Below are 15,921 nucleotides of genomic sequence, written 5' to 3' on the forward strand. Positions count from 1 at the left end.
GAGCCGTGGTATAACACTCGACGCGGTGGCGCGTGCCTGTGAGCGACCGGAGCGAAGCGGCGGTCGTGAGCCAGCACGCGCGAGGGAGCGGTGAGCGCTCGTGGAGCGCGAACCGCGAGGATGGGGAGGGCGTGGTTGCGGTGCTGTCGGGTGGACTCAAAGGGGCAGTCGCGAGGACGAAGCACGGCGACGCAAGGACCGGAACGAGAGAGCGAAAGCGACCGAGTGAGAACCGCAGCGAGTCGCGCGAGTCCTCGCGACTGGGGCTTTGGTGGTGTTCGTCGACGGGTCAGCATCAACTGCTTATAAACGAGTGGCCAGGGATTTTTCAGGTGTTCGCGGTCGGGTCGTCGGCGACGGAAGCTAGATAGGCCGCCACGCCCCCGAGATTCGATCAGAAACGACCGGCAGTAGCGGTTCCCGGCTCTTACGCGTCACACTCCGCGAGCCACTCGTGAGCCCAGCCTTCTATCTCCTCGAAGACGGGCGCGAGCGACTCGCCCTTGTCGGTGAGACTGTAGTAGGTCGCCACCGGCGAGTCCTCCTCTAACCGGCGGTGGACGAAGCCGGTCTCTTGGAGATCGTCGAGCACGCGCGAGAGGGTCCGGGCGTTCGCGTCGGTCTCGCGTTTGAGTTCGTTGAATCGCGACTCGCCGTTCAGCAGTTCGTGGAGGACGACGAGCCGCCAGCGCGAGCCGATCTGTTCGAGCGAGTCGACGACGGGACACGGCGTCTCAAGGGTCGAAGACGCCGTCGAGTCGCGTTCTGTGTCGCCCGCTTCCGCCGCGTCGTCTCCGGAGAGCTCCTGTGAGGACATCGATGTTATCTACTTACCCAATTGTCCGGGAAGCGATAAATAGGTTACGTCCGTATATGTGGTTACACGATGTTAGCAGAAATCACGACGCTACCGCTACAGATCGACACCCCGTTCGCGGGTGAACTCTTCCTGCTCGGTCGGATCCTGTTCGGGGCCACGCTCGCGTTCATGGGACTGAACCACTTCATGGACCTCGACGCGATGGCCGGCTACGCGAAGTTCAAGGGGCTCCCGTTGCCTCGCGTTTCGGTGATCGGGTCCGGTCTCGTGCTGCTCTTGGGCGGGCTCGGCGTCGTCCTCGGGGCGTTCCCCGTCGTCGCCGGCGGCGCGCTCGCCGTCTTCCTGCTCGTCTCCGCCGTGACCATGCACGACTTCTGGTCGGTCGACGACCCCGAGGAGAAGCAAAACGAGATGACGGGTTTCCTGAAGAACGTCTACGGCGCGGGCGCCGCGCTTGCGCTGCTCGCCGTCGGCGGCACCGCGTGGCCGTACGCGGTCGGCCTCGGCCTCTTTTAAACCGAGCGGCCGCGTTTCGGGCGTTCGAACGGCGATTCGTCGCCAGTATCACTAACTGACCTCGCAACCACCGGACAGACGACCATGACCGACGCGCCGCCCACCACCGGACTGCACCACGTGACGAACATCTGCACCGACATGGACGAGACGGTCGCGTTCTACGAGGACGCGCTCGGCTGGCACACCGTCAAACGGACGCAAAACTACGACGATCCGGGGACGCCCCACTACTACTTCTCGTCGACGCCCGAGGGCGAACCGGGGACCACGGTCACGTACTTCGAGTACCCCAACTCGCAGGGCGCCCCCGGTCCGGGCGCGAGCCACCACTTCGCGTTCGGCGTCGCCGACGAGGAGACCCTCCGCGAGTGGCAGGCGCACCTCCGCGATCAGGGCGTGCGCGTCTCCGAGGTGAAAGACCGGACCTACTTCAAGAGCATCTACTTCAGCGACCCCGACGGGCTCGTCTTCGAGCTGGCGACGGAGGGGCCGGGGTTCACCCACGACGAGGCAAAGCCGGGCAGCGAGGAGATAAACCCGTTCGCGGCGGAAGGCGGCGACTGAAGCGGGGTCGGACGACCCCAGCGGAACCGCCGTCGACAGCGCTCACGCGCCGGCGTCGCTCGGGTGACCGCTCGGCTCGGACTCGACCAGCCGCGCGAATCGGTCCAGCGCCCGCCGGCAGACCGGCACTTACCAGGCCGCGACGAGGGGCACCTCGATGACGACGCGGCTGCGGTCGGCGTCGCCGGCGTAGCGGTCGACCCGGTGGCCCGTCGCGGGGATGCCGCCGACCCGCCAGTCCCAGCGGCGCCCGGTACAGGCCGTGACCCGAAACGGGACCCACGCGCCGCCGACTTCGACGCGACCCGTCGTTCCGCGGGTGACGAAGCGGTCGTCGCTCTCGACGGCGTCGATGGCCGGACCCCAGGCCGGCCACGCGGCGGTGTCGCGGAGACGTCGAGCGGCGACCGCGGGCCCGACGGCGACGTCGCGTCCCACCGCGAGCGTCGTTCCCTCGCGAGCGACCGTCGACGCCGACTCGCCGTCGGAATCGAAACGCGCGTTCGATTTGCTGCCGGCTTGAGCGCGGTAATTCACGATTCGTCCAACGGACTCGGCGCAGTTAACCCGAAGTATATTAATACCTTATATGGTATCAGGTATCATTATCACATTCCACGAAGGGTTGATACAGGGATCCGCGAAATGGCGTAGCAAGATGGCAGACGACCGCAAAACCATGAAAGACGTCTCGCACACAGCACCGAACGACACCTCGGCGAAAGGAGTCTGGCGACGAGGCCGCGGCCTCACCGAAGAAGAGGAAGAAGAGTAGCGAACGCCGAGATTTTCTGGCCTTCTCTGTCCTCTCAGCGACGCTCGTGAGCCACCGCTCGTGACCGGCTCGCGTCTCGGCGTGCGCCCCGCGGCGGTTGTCACGCGACCCGAGCCGTTGACCGGTCGACACCCTCTTTGACCTCGTTCGTGCATACGTCGCATGGTCGGAGCCACACTCGGGTTGACCGGTATCGCGACGGTGACGCTGCTTTTGGCGCTCAGTGCGTTCTTTTCGAGCGCTGAAACGGCCATCTTCTCGCTGTCGGCGGAGTGGTTCGACCAACAGATCGGATCGGACGACCCGCGAGCGAGCGTGCTCAAGGAACTCCACGACGACCCCCACCGACTGCTCGTGACGCTGCTCGTCGGAAACAACGTCGTCAACGTCGCCATCTCCAGTATCCTGACCGTGCTCGTCGCCAGTTACCTACCCTCCGGCGCCGCGGTCGCGGTGGCGACCGCGTGTACGAGCGTGCTCGTGATCGTGTTCGGCGAGATCGTTCCGAAGGCGTTCGGGCTGGGGAACGCCGAGACGTGGTCGCTGCGGGTCGCGTCCCCGATCCGGCTGACAGAGCGGGTTCTCTCGCCGCTCATCACGCTGTTCGACGGGATCACCCGGCGGATGACCGCCTACATCAGCGGCGACGCGAACATCGAGACGCCGTACACCGACTGACACCGGACGCGAGGCGATCGGTCGGCGGACGAGGCGGACGGGGCGGACGGGGCACCGACGTGTGCGGTCGCGAACCGGCGGTCCGTTCTCGGAGGTGATACCCGCGGAGGTGGGTTTAAACGGGGGCGCTGTCATTCGATATTCATGATCGAGGTGGAGGGGTTGCGGAAGACCTACGGCGACTTCGCGGCCGTCGTCGACAGCGACTTCTCCGTCGAAGAGGGCGAGGTGTTCGGCATCGTCGGCCCGAACGGCGCCGGCAAGACGACCACGCTCAAGATACTCGCCGGGCTCATCGACCCCACCGACGGCGAGGTCACGGTCGCCGGCTTCGCCTCCGACGACCCGGAGATGCGCCGGCAGTTGGGGTTCCTCCCCGAGGAGTCGCCGCTGTACGAGGAGATGACGCCGCTCAGTTATCTCCGCTTTTTCGCCGACCTGTACGACGTGCCGCGCGAGGCGGCCGACGAGCGGATCGAGGCCGCACTCGACCGGCTCGAACTCGACCACCGCGAGCGCCGCCTCGGCGACATGTCGAAGGGGATGAAACGGAAGGTCGCCATCGCCCGGTCGCTCGTCAACGACCCCGACGTGTTGGTGTACGACGAACCGGCCTCGGGGCTGGACCCGGTGACGACGAACTCCGTGCTCGCGTTCACGCGCGAACTCCGCGAGACGGGCAAGACCGTGGTGTTCTCGGCGCACAACCTCTATCACGTCGAGTCCGTCTGCGACCGGGTCGCCGTGATGAACGAGGGGCGCATCGTCGCTCGCGGCAGCGTCGACGGCATCCGCGACCGACACGGCGAGACGGCCTACCACGTGTTCACCGACGTTCGGCCGGCCCGTACCGACGCGCTGGCCGCCCTGTTCGAGGACGATGGCGCCGCCGACGCCGCCCCGGAGGAGGTCGGTGACCGATTCCGGACGACCGTCCCGACGATGGACGCGGTCGAGGCGGTCCGCGAGGCCGCCGCCGAAGCGGGCGGGCGCGTCGTCGACATCCGCAGCCGAGAGCCGAGCCTCGAAGACGTGTTCCTCGACATCGTCGGGCGGCCCATGCCGGGCCGGTACACCGGCGGCGCGGCGGAGCCCGAGGAGGGGACGGGGGATGCGACGGACGCGACGAAACCGGCCGACGCGACGGACGCGACGAAACCGACCGACGAGCCGCCGGAGGAGGCCGAGTGAGCGAACGACCGGGTCGGTCACGGCGGCTCATTCGCGGGGTTTCGAGCCGGCTCCGGCGCGTCCTCCGGGTCGCTCGGTGGGAGACGGCGCGGGCGGGCGGCGGCGTCGACCGCCGGACCGCTCTCGCGGCGCTGGCGCTCCTCCTCGTCGCGGTCGGCGTCCTCGGCGCAGGGGTCGCGGCGGGCGTCGTCGGCCTCGACGTCGACCGCGACGTGTACCGGGTCGGCGTCGACCGCGACACCCCGTACGCCGACGCCGTCGAGGCCGAGCCGTCGCTCACGCGCGTCCCCGCGCAACGGGCACGGCTCGGCGACACGGCCGATCTGGTCATCGTGACGAGCGGCCCGCCCGACACCGCCGAGGCGGTGACCGTCCTCGCCAGCAACAGCAGGAAGGGGGAGGCCGCGGCGGCCGCCTTCCGCGAGGCGGTGGCGGCGCACAACGAGCGAGTGATGGCCGCCGAGGAGAACCGGACCGCCGCGTTCCCGATCACCGTCACGCTCCAGTACGTCGGTCGGACGAGCGGGCTCGAAACCGATTCGACGCTCGGGGACGATAGCGACGCCGGTTCCGGAGCGGGTGGGGGGAGCGATGGAGAGTCCGGTTCGGGCGGCGGCGGGAGCGGCGACGGCGGGGGCGACGACGGCGGCGCAGGCGGTGACGGCACCGCCGGCAGCGACGCCGCGGGCGGGAGCGTCGCGGACGGCGACGGCGGCCTCGCGGTCCCGTCGGTCGGCGGCGGGGCGTTCCGCGCCGACACGGTTGGGTCGCCGGGGTCGATATCGCCGCCGTTCCCGTTCGTCTCGCTCCTCTTGGCGTTCGTCTTCCTCGTGCCGATGAACTTCCTCATCCAGGCGTACGGCTCCTCGATCCTCGACGAGCGAACGAACAGGCGCGGGGAGCCGCTGCTCGTGACGCCGCTCTCGCCGGTCGACATCGTCGCGGGGAAGACCCTCCCGTACGTCGCGGTCGCGGCGGTCGTGACGACGCTCATCGCCCTCGCCGTCGGCGGCGGAGCGCTCTCGGTGGTCGCCGTGCTGCCGGTGGCGATGACCTTCCTCGGAGCCACCTTCGTCGGCGCGATGTTCGCGCGGTCGTTCAAAGAGCTCACGTTCGTCACGGTGGGCGTGAGCGTACTCCTGACGACGTACGCGTTCGTCCCGGCCATCTTCACGAACGTCACGCCGGTGGCGCTCGTCTCGCCGCTGACGCTCGTCGTCTTCGACCTGCAGGGCGAGCCGGTCGGCATCGGCGAGATACTGTTCTCGACGGGGCCGATGACGGTCGGGGCGGCGCTGCTCTTCGGCCTCGGTCTCGGCGTCTACCGCGAGGAGGACATGTTCACCCAGAAGCCGGTCGGTCGGAAGTTCCTCGACGCGCTCGCGGTCCGGCTCGCGGCGGTCGGGGAGACGCCTCCGGCGACGTCGCTGTGGAGTCGTCTCCGGCCGCTCGCCCCCGTCGCGTTCCTGACGGCCTGTACGGTCCCGTTCGTCTTCGTCGCCGAGCTGTTGGCGGTCGCGCTGCTGTTCGCGCTCCCGGTGACGGTGTCGATCCCCGTCCTCCTGGTCACCATCGCGTTCATCGAGGAGTTCGCGAAGAGCGTCCACCTCTACGCCGGCTTCGAGCGCGGCGCTTTCGTCCGCGGCGACCGCGTCGCCGTCGCGGTCGGGAGCGCGTCGGCCGTCGGCTTCTTCCTCGCCGAGAAGGCCACGGCGGTCGTGCAGGCGGTCGGGCTCACGGAGCTGTACGTCGGGCGCGCCGCCTTCGGGAGCGTGGCGGGCGTCGAAGGGCTCCCGGCGATCGCGATCGCGGGGCTGTTCTTCGCGCCGCTTTTGCTCCACGGGTTCACGACCGTCCTCGCCGCGGTGGGCGCGAGTCGGAACCGGACGTACTACGTCCTGACGCTGGCGCTGGCGGCGTTGATCCACGCCGCCTACAACTTCGGGGTGGTGCGGCTCTATGCGTAGTCGCGGCAGCCGGCTGACGATCGCCGGTCGAGAGCTATCGGGGCTGCGCGCGGAGAAGACGATCCTGCTCGCGATCGGCATTCAGCTGTTCATCGCCGCGTTCTCGTCGTTCCTCGTCGTCGGACTCGTCTCGATGTACGACCCCGGCTCGCTCGGCGGCGCGGAGGTCGAGGTGGCCGGCGCCGGCGACGCGGTGGCCGACCTCGAACGCGCCGCGGCCGAAGTCGAGGGCGCGTCCGTCACGCGCTACGAGGACGCCGGCGCCGCCCGACTCGCCTTCGACCGCAACGCGGCCGACGCGGTGGTGGTCGCCAACCGGAACGACGACGGCCGGATATCGGCGGTGGTCACCGCCCCGGACGCGACCGTCGAGACGACGGTGATCGTCGTCCAACTGCGCGACCTGCTCCGGACGTACGAGCGCCAGGAGCGGGCGGACCGGGCCGACCACCTCAGCGAGTCGCCGCTGCCGCTCCCCGAGCGCACCGGCACCAGCCCGTACTTCACGTTCACCTACACCGTGTTGATCCCCGTGTTAGTGTTCCTGCCCGTGTTCATCTCGGGGTCGCTCGTGGTGGACTCGATCACGGAGGAGCTAGACGAAGGGACCTTCGAGCTGCTGCGCGTCGCCCCCGTCACGCTCGGGGAGATAGTCGACGGGAAGGCGCTGGCGGCGGTCGCGATCGCCCCCGGACAGGCGCTGTTGTGGCTGCTGCTGTTGCGTTTCAACGGGACGCCCGTGGCCAACGTCCCCTCGATCCTCGCGTTGATGACCGGGCTCACGACGCTCGTCGTCGCGCTGGCGCTCGCCATCTCCGCGCTCGCGCCGGACCGGCGGGCGGCGCAGTTCCTCTACTCGATCGGCGTCCTCGTCCTCTTCGGCGGCGCCACGGCGATGGCGGGCGGGCCGGCGAACGCGGTCGCGCGGCTCGCGATCGACAGCGCCGACGCGACGACGACGGCGCTCGTGGTCGCGTACGTCGGTCTCGCCGCGGTCGCGTACGTCGGCGTCAGAGCCATCGTCGCGGAGAACGGGTTCGAGGCGTGAGGTCGGCACCCGTCTCATACATAAAAGACGTATAAATGGCCAATCGAGCGTCGACGGGCCATCATTCGCTTAAAAGAGCCGCGCCGCTCGGTCGGGAGAGCCGAACCGCTCGGGCAGGGTATCAGTCGTCGTCGGCCGCCGCGCCGTCGGCGTCCCCGGCCTCGGTCGCCGCCGCGTCTTCGATGCTCGGCGGGTACTTGCCGCGGTCGAGTTTCAGGTCGGACTGCGGCCGCGCCATGCAGGTGAGCGCGTACTCGTCGGCCTCCTCGTCGGTGAGCCCGCGAGCCGCCGGCTGGGTCACCTCGCCCTCGACGATCTCCGCGGAACAGGCGAGACACATCCCGACGCGGCAGGAGTACTCCTGGGCGATGCCCGCGTCGATACAGGAGCTGAGAACCGTCTCCGTGTCGGCCACCTCGATCGTCTCGCCGGTGCCGACGAACTCGACGGTGTACTCGGTCATACCGCGGAGTATCCGCCGGCCCGTAAAAAAGGGTTCCCCTCGATCGCGTCGTCGTCGCGGGAACGGAACCCGCGGGAAACGGCGGCTGTCGCACCCGAGCGAGGGTACGAACGGGGTCGTCTCGTCCGGCGGCGCTACGACGCGGGACGCCCCGCCGACTCGTCGGCGGCGGCGAGCAGGTACCCGCCGAACGCGGGCAGCCAGATGATGAGCGGATAGACGACCCAGCGCTCGATGCCGCCGGCGCTGAGAAACTGGAGCGGCGAGGGGCCACCGACCACGATCCCGTAAAACAACACGCTGAGAAGGACGACGAGGGAGACGCCGCCGAAGAGCCCACAGAGGAACGAGAAGGGCCTGGGGACGACCCGCGACGAGAGGACGACGGTGATGCCGCCGGCGAAGAACGTGAGCATGGCGAAGAGCCCGTGCCACGGCGTCACGTTGCCGGGGAACACGCCGACGCCGAACGCGCCGAACCCGAACACGGCGAGCGCGAGCGGGAAGCCGCGGCGGTCGGCGACGCGGTAGAGGAGGTACGCGGAGAGTATCACCAGCAGGCCGGTCACGAGCATCGTCGTGTTGAAGATGGTCGCCGACGGCTCGAAGCTCACCGGGTTCGGCGGACGGGTCGAGCCGAGGTCGCTGATGTCCTGCTGGGTGGAGTAGTTCGGGTAGAGCACTTCCGCCGTGATAATGCCCATAAACCCGATAAACCCGGAGAGCGCGAGCGCGAACCCGGCTATCGCTCGCTCGGAGAAGCCGACCGTCGACTGGAGGGTGTCCGTAGTATCCATAATTGATTAGACACGACTGGGCGGAATAATCGTTCCGGTGTTGTGACAACACGGCAAGACAGTGGCACGCGCAGCCCGCGAGAGGCCGCAATAGCCCGCGTGCGCCGACGTTACTCGGTCGCCGACGCCGAGACGGTCATCACGGGGACCGTCGCGCCTCGCACGACGCGTTCGGCCACGCTGCCGACGACGCGGCGAGCCACGCTGTCCCGACCGTGCGTTCCCATCACCACGAGGTCGACGTCGTGGTCCGCCGCGTAGCCGAGAATCGCCTCGTCGACGCTGCCCTCGCGGACCTCGGTGCGGGTCGGGGCGTCGTACCCCGCGGCGAGGTCTTCGAACGCCGTCAGCGCCCGGTCGCCGGCGACCTCGCTGACCTCTCGCAGGCTCTCCTCGACGTCGAGCTTCGAGACCGTGAGCCAGTTCGTCCCGGTGTCGACGACGTACAGGCCGTGAACCGTCGCGTCGAACGTCTCCGCGAGGCCGAGGGCCTGCCGAGCCGCCGCCGTGGAGTGGTCGCTCCCGTCGGTGGGGAGGAGGATGTGGTCGTACATCTCAGAGCACCCCGAAGCCGAACTGGGCGTACGGCCAGAAGTAGTAGACGAGCAGCCCGGTGATCACGCCGGGGATAGTCGTGTAGATGGTCGCCACGATGGCGGCTTTCATGTCGATGGCCATCAGCGGGAACAGCGCGTCGCCGTCCTGACTGATCGCGTTCGCGACGAGCGCCGAGAACGGGATCGCCTCCTCGATCGCGTACAGCTGTGCGAACACGATGTGGGCGGCACAGCCGGGAATCAGCCCGAGCATGGCGCCCGCGATAGGCGCCATCGCGCCGGCGGCCGCGGCGAAGCCCTGAACGTCGACGCCGGTGAGGAGCAGGCCGTACTCGTAGAGGAGGTAGCCGGCGATGACCCAGACGGTGACCATCGCGGTCTCCATCGCGGCGTGTCGGAAGGTCCCGTACAGGTCGGCAAAGGAGTCCCGGACGCGGCCGGCCTCGCTCCGCCCGATGTAGTGGCGTCCGACGAAGTACAGGTAAAACGAGAGGGTCGTGCCGAGCAGCCCGCTGACCGTGAACAGCCCGTCGTACGTCGCCGTGACGGCCCACTCTGGTTCGACGGCTCCCTTCGCGAGGTACATCACGCCGGCGACGAGCGCGCCGGCGAGGGTGATCCACCAGAGCACGTGGACGACGTGGCTGACGCGTTCGAGGAGCCGCGAGTCCGGCAGGTAGCTCGGGAGGTCGCTCGCGCGGTCGTGGCCGTGGCGGCACTGGGCCCCGCTGTCGTCGCCGTCCGGCCCGTCGTAGTCGGGGATGCTCGGACCGCCGGCGGCGACGTTGGCGGTCGAAAACCCGCCGTCGGTCACCGGGCGGCTCATCCGGTCGACCAGCCTGTCGACGCGACCGACGCCGAGCCCGCCGTAGTCGATGGCGTAGCCGAACAGGATCGCCGAGATGAACGCCAATCCGTAGGCGTAGATGGCCGCCTCGGGCGCCAGCGCGAGGATGACGAACGCCGAGTCGCCGGCGGTCGCCGCCAGCGCCGCGACGACGGTCCCGAAGCTGACCGTGCCGCGAATGTACAGCGGCATCGCGATGATCGCCCCGCCACAGCCCGGCGTCAGCCCGAGGAGCGCGCCGGCGAGCGGCTGGGCGCGTTCGTTCTCCTCTAACCACTTCGTGATCCGACCGTCGTATCTGAACTGCACGAGGCTAAACAGGAGGATGGTCGCCCCGACGAAGCCGGACACCTGAACGAACCCCTCGCGCCACGAGCCGATGAGGATGTTCGCCACCTCCTGAAGCGGCGAGCCCAACAGGTCGGGGGGTAACACGAGCGGGATCATCGGAACGCACCGTCCGAGGGAGCCCGCGCCGTCGGTGCGACCGGGCCGGCCCGCCCGGTGGCGGCGTTCGTCCGGTCGAGGGAGAGACAGAACAGATCGTGAGTCTCGAGATCGCTGAGAGTGTCGCCTGATATCGTCATAGACGCTGAACGAGTATCGGTGGTCGCCCGAAGGATAAAAGGGTGTCTCTCTAATCGTAAAATTAGACGTGTCTAATCTTTTGGCGTTCAGTCGTCTCGGTCGCTCTGTCGGGAACACGCGGAGACGACGCCGACGCCGGCCGGCCGGTCACGCGTCGGGTGACGCCGCGGACGGCGGCTCGTCGAACGCCGACGGCGACTCCATCGTCGCGTCTCGCACGACGTATCTCACACCCTCCTCGTACCCGTGGTCGAGGGCGACGCGCCACCCCTCGACGCGGGCGAGCGCGCGGACGTTCGGCAGCGACATCCCGGCGTCGGCGCGGGGTTCGGCGCTCTCGTACTCGAAGAGCAATGACCCCCCGTCGGCGGCCGTGAAGCGCCCGTCGTCGGCGACGGCGAACCCGTCGTCGGTCACCGTCACCGTGAGCGTCTCCGCCTCGTTGAAGGCGGCGAACGCGAGCGCGTTTTTAAATAACTGTTCGAGACGCGTGGGCACCGCGACGACGCGACCGGCGCCTTCGACGTGGACGTCTACGTCGACGTCGGTGGCGCGCTCTGCGCCCCTGACCGCGTCCGTGAGCGAGACGAACGCCGACTCGTCGGTGTCGCGCGCGTGGTACGCCAGCGTGTGAAGGTCCTCTATCACCGTGCCGATCTGTTCGATCCGCCGCCGCGCCACCGCGGCCGACTCGGCGGCCCCCTGTTCGTCTCCCGACTCGATCCGATCTATCGTCTGCGCGAGGTACCCGTCGGCGACGGCGACGCCGTTCCGCAGTTCGTGAGCGATGGCGCCCGCCATGTCGCTGAGCTGTTCCTCGTGGCGTTCGATCCGCTCGCGCCGGTCCTCCCGGTCGGTCACGTCCTGAACGAGGACGGCCCAGCCGAACGACTCGCCGCCGATTTCGAGCGACTCTCCGGCGACGTAGTAGCTTCGCTCGCCCTCGCCGCCGGGGTCGACGGCGACGATCGACGGCTCCGCCGCCCGATACGCCTCGGCGACGGCGAGCGAGACGGCCTCGATCTGCGTCTCGCCGGCCGCGAGCGACGGAAACAGCTCTTCGGCGCGGTCGTTACGGTCCCGCACGCGGCCGTCCGAGTCGATCACGAGGACGGCGCCGGCGGTCCGCTCGACGAACGAGCGCGTCGCGGTCCGTTCGACCGCGCGGAACGTGTCGTCGACGACGTACACCACACCGACCGCGAAGACGGCCACCCCGAGCGGTTCGTAGCTCAGTTGCGGCAGCGTCGCCGAGGTGGTACGGGCCAGGAGGTTCGGGACGACCGCCAGCCCGGTCGCCGCGAACAGCGCGGCGAGGGGGAGCGACGACTGGTCGGACTCCCGGTACAGCCGGTACAGGAAATAGAAGCCGACGCCGGTGAGGGCGTACGCCAAGACGAACGTCGCCACGTACAGCGGCCCGTGGTCGACGACGAGCAGTCGGACGGGCTCCCGTTCGAGCGTCGCAGAGAAGTACCGGCCGTGGATCGGGTTGGTGAGCTTCTCGATCGTGACGACGAGGAACCCGAGGAGACCGACGATTCGATACGCGGGCCGGCGGTGGTACTCCAGCCCGGCGTACGCGGAGACGAAGTACAGCCACGCGAACGGCGTCGCGAACCCCACGACCAACGAGAGCGTGAAGAGGGTGATGGCCGTCTGCTCCTGCGTGGCGAGGAGCACGCCCGCCTGCAGGAGCGCCCACGTCCCGACGATGACGAGCAGCCACCGGAGGCCCTGCTTCGCGTCTTGGTTCCGTAACCGCGAGCCGTGGAGCGTGGCCGCGAAGCAGACCGCTCCGGAAACGGCGAACAGCCCGACGAACCACCACGACGTGGCCATGAGTAATGTGTACTTCCTGTGACCAAATGAAGGTATTTGCTCCGAAGTGACAGGCTTTCGACGAGGGTGGAGCTGTCGTCGCCGTCAGCGGCTCACTCCTGTGCCCGCACTCATCGGGCTCGCACCCGCGCGCACACTCTCTGGGCTCACGCCCGCGCTCGCACTCATCGCAACGACTAATCCCCCGCCGGACGCTTCCCGAGGTATGACGGAAAAAGCGACCGCGCGAGCCCACCCGATCCAGGGGCTCGTCAAGTACCACGGGATGCGCGACGAGCAGCTTCGGCTCCCGTACCACGACAGCATCAGCCTCTGTACCGCGCCCACCGCGACGACGACGACGGTCGAGTGGCAGCCCGACGCGAGCGAGGACACCTACGTCATCGGCGACGAGGAAGTCGACGGGCGGGCCGCAGAGCGCATCGACATGGTCGTCGACTACGTTCGCGAGCTGGCCGGGGTCGACGCCGCGGTCCGGCTGGAAAGCGAGAACTCCTTCCCGTCGAACATCGGCTTCGGCTCGTCGTCGTCCGGCTTCGCGGCCGCCGCGCTCGCCTTGGTCGAGGCCGCCGGGCTCGACATGACGCTCCCCGAGGTCTCGACCGTCGCCCGCCGCGGCTCCTCCTCGGCTGCTCGCTCGGTGACGGGCGCGTACTCGCGGCTCGACGCCGGCCTCAACGACGAGGACTGTCGCTCCTACCGCCTCGAAACCGGCGTGAACGAGGACGGGTTCGACCCCGAGGAGGACCTCCGGATCGTCGCCGCGCACGTCCCCGCTTATAAAGAGACCGAGGAGGCACACCGCGAGGCCGCCGCGAGCCACATGATGCAGGCGCGGACCGCCCACGTCCAGGACCAGCTCGTCGAGATGACCGACGCGCTCCGCGAGGGCGACTTCGACCGGATATTCGAGACGGCCGAGCACGACTCGCTGTCGCTGACAGCCACGACGATGACCGGTCCCGCGGGCTGGGTGTACTGGCAGCCGGAGACCATCGCGGTGTTCAACGCGGTCCGCGAACTCCGCGAAGAAGGCGTCCCCGTCTACTTCTCGACGGACACCGGCGCCTCCGTCTACGTGAACACGCTCGCGGACCACGTCGATGCGGTCGAGTCGCGGATCGCCGAAATCGGCATCGACACCGACGTGTGGGAGGTCGGCGGCCCCGCGCACGTCCTCGACGAGAGCGAGGCGCTCTTTTAAAAGAAACCGCGATGCGGTCGGCGCGCGCCTGCGAGCGGTCGCCCGCGGCGGCCGCGAGTCAGCGCGTGCGAGGGAGTCGGGCGGTCGGAGCGACGCGGAGGCCGCCCGACGAGGGTGGGGAGGCCCGAGGCTGCGGTGCGGTCGGGGTGGGACTCAAAGGGGCAGCCGTGAGACCGGCGTAGGCGACGCAAGCACCGCAGTGAGTGAGCGGAGCGAACGAACGAGGAACGAAGCGAGCGTACGCCGGTCTCACGGCTGGGGCTTTGGTGGTGTTACCCGTCGATCCGAACTCAACTATTTATAAGCGAACGGCTGGGGCTTTAGTGGTGTTACCCGTCGATCCGAACTCAACTATTTATAAGCGAACGGCTGGGGCTTTAGTGGTGTTACCCGTCGATCCGAACTCAACTATTTATAAGCGAACGGCTGGGGCTTTAGTGGTATTCACCGTCGATCCGAACTCAACTATTTATAAGCGAACGGCCGGGAGTTTGGTGGTGTTACCCGTCGAATCAACAGCGTACAGTTATTCGTCCGGGTCCTCGCCGCGCGCTCGCTTGTACATCGCCAGCGCCGCCTCGCGACGCTCCGAGTGGTCGACGATCGGCGCGGGGTACGCCGGCGCCGCGTTCGCGCGCTGGGTGGGCGAGAGCTCGTGCCACTCGTGGATCAGGTCCGGGTCGACGTCGCGGAGTTCTGGGACGTATTCTTTTATATACGCCGCGTCGGGGTCGTAGCGCTCCCCCTGCGTCATCGGGTTGAAGATGCGGAAGTAGGGTTGGGCGTCGGTTCCGGTGGAGGCGGCCCACTGCCACCCGCCGTTGTCGTTGGCCGTGTCGTGGTCGGCGAGCAGGTCGCGGAAGTGGTCGTAGCCGTGTCGCCAGTCGACGAGCAGGTCCTTCGTGAGGAAGGAGGCGACGATCATCCGCACGCGGTTGTGCATGAACGCCTCCTCGCGGAGCTGGCGCATCCCGGCGTCGACGATGGGGTACCCCGTCTCGCCGCGCTTCCACGCCGCGATCTCCTCTGGGTCGTCGCGCCACGCGATCCCCTCCTCGTACTCCTTGTAGTTCGCCGTCACCACCTCGGGGTTGTGGTACAGCACCTGCGTGTAGAACTCCCGCCACGCGAGCTGCTGTTGGAACTCCTCGACCGCGGCGACCGGCCCGCCGTCGTCGTCGTCGTCGCCCGCATCCTCGACGCGGGCCTCCGCCGCGGTCAACGCCTCCGTCGTCGCCTCGTACGTCTCGCGCACGCCGATCTCGCCGTATTTTAAGAAGGCCGACAGCCGAGAGGTCGCGTCTTTGGCCGGGTAGTCGCGCTCCGCGTCGTACGAGAACACGGCCTCGTCGAGAAACGCGGAGAGCCGGTCGCGGGCCGCCTCGGTGCCCGCCGGGCCGACCTCGGCCTCGGGCTCCGAGAAGCCGAGGGCCGCGGGGTCGGGCACGTCACCGACGGCGACGGCCTCGATCGCGAGGCCGCCGTCCGTCACGGCGCCGTCTTCGACTCGCTCGACCGCCGCCGACAGCGAGTCGGCATCGACGAGGTCGCTCGCCTTCGGCGTCGGCGCCGGCTGGTCGGTCTCGCGGTCGGTCCACTTCTTCCAGTAGTACGTGTACACCGAGTAGGGGTCGCCCGCGTTCGTCCGGATCGAGTCCGGGGTGTGTAACACCGCGTCGTGGTGCGCCTCGCGTTCGACCCCGGCGTCGTTGAGCGCGGTTCTCACCGCGGCGTCTCGCTCGCGGGCGAGCCCCGAGTAGTCGCGGTTCCAGACGACCCGGTCGGCGTCGAGCGCGTCCGCGAGCGCCGGCAGCACCGTCTCCGGGTCGCCGCGGGCGACGAGGAGGTCGCTGCCGCGTTCGCGGTAGTCGGCTCGGAGCGCCGCGAGTCCGTCGAGCAGGCGGCGGACCCGCACGTCGCTCGCGTGGTCGAGTACGTCCGGATCGAACACGAACACGGGGGCGGCCGGGCCGCGCTCGTCGTCCCGCGCTCCCGCCGCGGCCGCGAGACCGAGGTTGTCGGCCACTCTGAGGTCCCGCCGGTGCCAGAACAACTCCATGA

Annotated in this window: 15 protein-coding genes and 1 pseudogene; 8 read left to right on the top strand and 8 right to left on the bottom strand. The window is 68.7% G+C overall.

The window, feature by feature from the left end:
- The first annotated feature begins 38 nt into the window (after positions 1 to 38).
- Positions 39 to 371, top strand: coding sequence for a hypothetical protein (locus DOS48_RS20815; protein ID WP_127117563.1), 333 nt, complete (start codon positions 39 to 41; stop codon positions 369 to 371).
- 56 nt (positions 372 to 427) lie between these two features.
- Here the strand turns inward: DOS48_RS20815 and DOS48_RS20820 are convergent, their stop codons facing one another.
- A complete protein-coding gene (locus DOS48_RS20820) occupies positions 428 to 817 on the bottom strand; it encodes a helix-turn-helix domain-containing protein (protein WP_127117564.1) in 390 nt (129 codons plus the stop codon).
- 69 nt (positions 818 to 886) lie between these two features.
- Here DOS48_RS20820 and DOS48_RS20825 point away from each other — a divergent pair, with 69 nt between their 5' ends.
- Both DOS48_RS20825 and DOS48_RS20830 read left to right on the top strand, forming a co-directional pair.
- Positions 887 to 1,336, top strand: coding sequence for a DoxX family membrane protein (locus DOS48_RS20825; RefSeq protein ID WP_127117565.1), 450 nt, complete (start codon positions 887 to 889; stop codon positions 1,334 to 1,336).
- Between the two features lie 84 nt (positions 1,337 to 1,420).
- Positions 1,421 to 1,903 (top strand): VOC family protein, encoded by a 483-nt coding sequence (locus DOS48_RS20830; protein WP_127117566.1) that lies wholly within the window; start codon positions 1,421 to 1,423, stop codon positions 1,901 to 1,903.
- A 132-nt stretch (positions 1,904 to 2,035) separates the two neighbouring features.
- Here the strand turns inward: DOS48_RS20830 and DOS48_RS20835 are convergent.
- Positions 2,036 to 2,440: pseudogene (locus tag DOS48_RS20835) on the bottom strand (hypothetical protein); the annotation flags it as partial.
- A gap of 400 nt (positions 2,441 to 2,840) precedes the next feature.
- Between DOS48_RS20835 and DOS48_RS20840 the strand changes: the two are divergent.
- From DOS48_RS20840 to DOS48_RS20855, 4 genes are all read left to right on the top strand, one after another.
- Positions 2,841 to 3,356, top strand: coding sequence for a CNNM domain-containing protein (locus DOS48_RS20840; RefSeq protein ID WP_127117568.1), 516 nt, complete (start codon positions 2,841 to 2,843; stop codon positions 3,354 to 3,356).
- Positions 3,357 to 3,500: 144 nt separating this feature from the next.
- A complete protein-coding gene (locus DOS48_RS20845; protein ID WP_127117569.1) occupies positions 3,501 to 4,547 on the top strand; it encodes an ABC transporter ATP-binding protein in 1,047 nt (348 codons plus the stop codon).
- Positions 4,544 to 6,514, top strand: coding sequence for an ABC transporter permease (locus tag DOS48_RS20850; RefSeq protein ID WP_127117570.1), 1,971 nt, complete (start codon positions 4,544 to 4,546; stop codon positions 6,512 to 6,514). Before DOS48_RS20845 ends, DOS48_RS20850 begins: the two co-directional genes overlap by 4 nt.
- Positions 6,507 to 7,562: an ABC transporter permease gene (locus DOS48_RS20855; RefSeq protein WP_127117571.1), complete on the top strand. Its 1,056-nt coding sequence runs from the start codon at positions 6,507 to 6,509 to the stop codon at positions 7,560 to 7,562. Before DOS48_RS20850 ends, DOS48_RS20855 begins: the two co-directional genes overlap by 8 nt.
- Positions 7,563 to 7,683: 121 nt before the next feature.
- Here the strand turns inward: DOS48_RS20855 and DOS48_RS20860 are convergent, their stop codons facing one another.
- From DOS48_RS20860 to DOS48_RS20880, 5 genes are all read right to left on the bottom strand, one after another.
- Complete coding sequence (locus tag DOS48_RS20860; protein WP_127117572.1) at positions 7,684 to 8,025, bottom strand: 2Fe-2S iron-sulfur cluster-binding protein; 342 nt, start codon at positions 8,023 to 8,025, stop codon at positions 7,684 to 7,686.
- Positions 8,026 to 8,159: 134 nt separating this feature from the next.
- Positions 8,160 to 8,822, bottom strand: coding sequence for a DUF998 domain-containing protein (locus tag DOS48_RS20865; RefSeq protein WP_127117573.1), 663 nt, complete (start codon positions 8,820 to 8,822; stop codon positions 8,160 to 8,162).
- A gap of 110 nt (positions 8,823 to 8,932) precedes the next feature.
- Positions 8,933 to 9,376, bottom strand: a complete 444-nt coding sequence (locus DOS48_RS20870; RefSeq protein WP_127117574.1) for a universal stress protein — start codon at positions 9,374 to 9,376, stop codon at positions 8,933 to 8,935.
- A 1-nt stretch (position 9,377) separates the two neighbouring features.
- A complete protein-coding gene (locus DOS48_RS20875; protein WP_127117575.1) occupies positions 9,378 to 10,673 on the bottom strand; it encodes a putative manganese transporter in 1,296 nt (431 codons plus the stop codon).
- Positions 10,674 to 10,961: 288 nt separating this feature from the next.
- Complete coding sequence (locus tag DOS48_RS20880) at positions 10,962 to 12,656, bottom strand: histidine kinase N-terminal 7TM domain-containing protein (protein ID WP_127117576.1); 1,695 nt, start codon at positions 12,654 to 12,656, stop codon at positions 10,962 to 10,964.
- Positions 12,657 to 12,861: 205 nt separating this feature from the next.
- On the opposite strand from DOS48_RS20880, the gene mvaD reads away from it, so the two are divergent.
- Positions 12,862 to 13,860 carry a phosphomevalonate decarboxylase MvaD gene (gene mvaD, locus DOS48_RS20885; protein WP_127117577.1) on the top strand — a complete coding sequence of 333 codons (999 nt, stop codon included), beginning with the start codon at positions 12,862 to 12,864 and terminating at the stop codon, positions 13,858 to 13,860.
- 526 nt (positions 13,861 to 14,386) lie between these two features.
- Here mvaD and DOS48_RS20890 read toward each other — a convergent pair.
- A complete protein-coding gene (locus DOS48_RS20890) occupies positions 14,387 to 15,919 on the bottom strand; it encodes a deoxyribodipyrimidine photo-lyase (RefSeq protein WP_127117578.1) in 1,533 nt (510 codons plus the stop codon).
- Between the last annotated feature and the right edge of the window lie 2 nt (positions 15,920 to 15,921).

The sequence above is a fragment of the Halorubrum sp. PV6 genome, from assembly GCF_003990725.2.
Classification (GTDB): Archaea; Halobacteriota; Halobacteria; order Halobacteriales; family Haloferacaceae; genus Halorubrum.

What these genes read in the sequence shown, in the direction of transcription:
- DOS48_RS20820 (WP_127117564.1), bottom strand. Translation starts at nt 817, where the DNA reads ATGTCCTCACAGGAGCTCTCCGGAGACGACGCGGCGGAAGCGGGCGAC.
- DOS48_RS20825 (WP_127117565.1), top strand. Translation starts at nt 887, where the DNA reads ATGTTAGCAGAAATCACGACGCTACCGCTACAGATCGACACCCCGTTC.
- DOS48_RS20830 (WP_127117566.1), top strand. Translation starts at nt 1,421, where the DNA reads ATGACCGACGCGCCGCCCACCACCGGACTGCACCACGTGACGAACATC.
- DOS48_RS20840 (WP_127117568.1), top strand. Translation starts at nt 2,841, where the DNA reads ATGGTCGGAGCCACACTCGGGTTGACCGGTATCGCGACGGTGACGCTG.
- DOS48_RS20845 (WP_127117569.1), top strand. Translation starts at nt 3,501, where the DNA reads ATGATCGAGGTGGAGGGGTTGCGGAAGACCTACGGCGACTTCGCGGCC.
- DOS48_RS20855 (WP_127117571.1), top strand. Translation starts at nt 6,507, where the DNA reads ATGCGTAGTCGCGGCAGCCGGCTGACGATCGCCGGTCGAGAGCTATCG.
- DOS48_RS20860 (WP_127117572.1), bottom strand. Translation starts at nt 8,025, where the DNA reads ATGACCGAGTACACCGTCGAGTTCGTCGGCACCGGCGAGACGATCGAG.
- DOS48_RS20865 (WP_127117573.1), bottom strand. Translation starts at nt 8,822, where the DNA reads ATGGATACTACGGACACCCTCCAGTCGACGGTCGGCTTCTCCGAGCGA.
- DOS48_RS20870 (WP_127117574.1), bottom strand. Translation starts at nt 9,376, where the DNA reads ATGTACGACCACATCCTCCTCCCCACCGACGGGAGCGACCACTCCACG.
- DOS48_RS20875 (WP_127117575.1), bottom strand. Translation starts at nt 10,673, where the DNA reads ATGATCCCGCTCGTGTTACCCCCCGACCTGTTGGGCTCGCCGCTTCAG.
- DOS48_RS20880 (WP_127117576.1), bottom strand. Translation starts at nt 12,656, where the DNA reads ATGGCCACGTCGTGGTGGTTCGTCGGGCTGTTCGCCGTTTCCGGAGCG.
- mvaD (WP_127117577.1), top strand. Translation starts at nt 12,862, where the DNA reads ATGACGGAAAAAGCGACCGCGCGAGCCCACCCGATCCAGGGGCTCGTC.
- DOS48_RS20890 (WP_127117578.1), bottom strand. Translation starts at nt 15,919, where the DNA reads ATGGAGTTGTTCTGGCACCGGCGGGACCTCAGAGTGGCCGACAACCTC.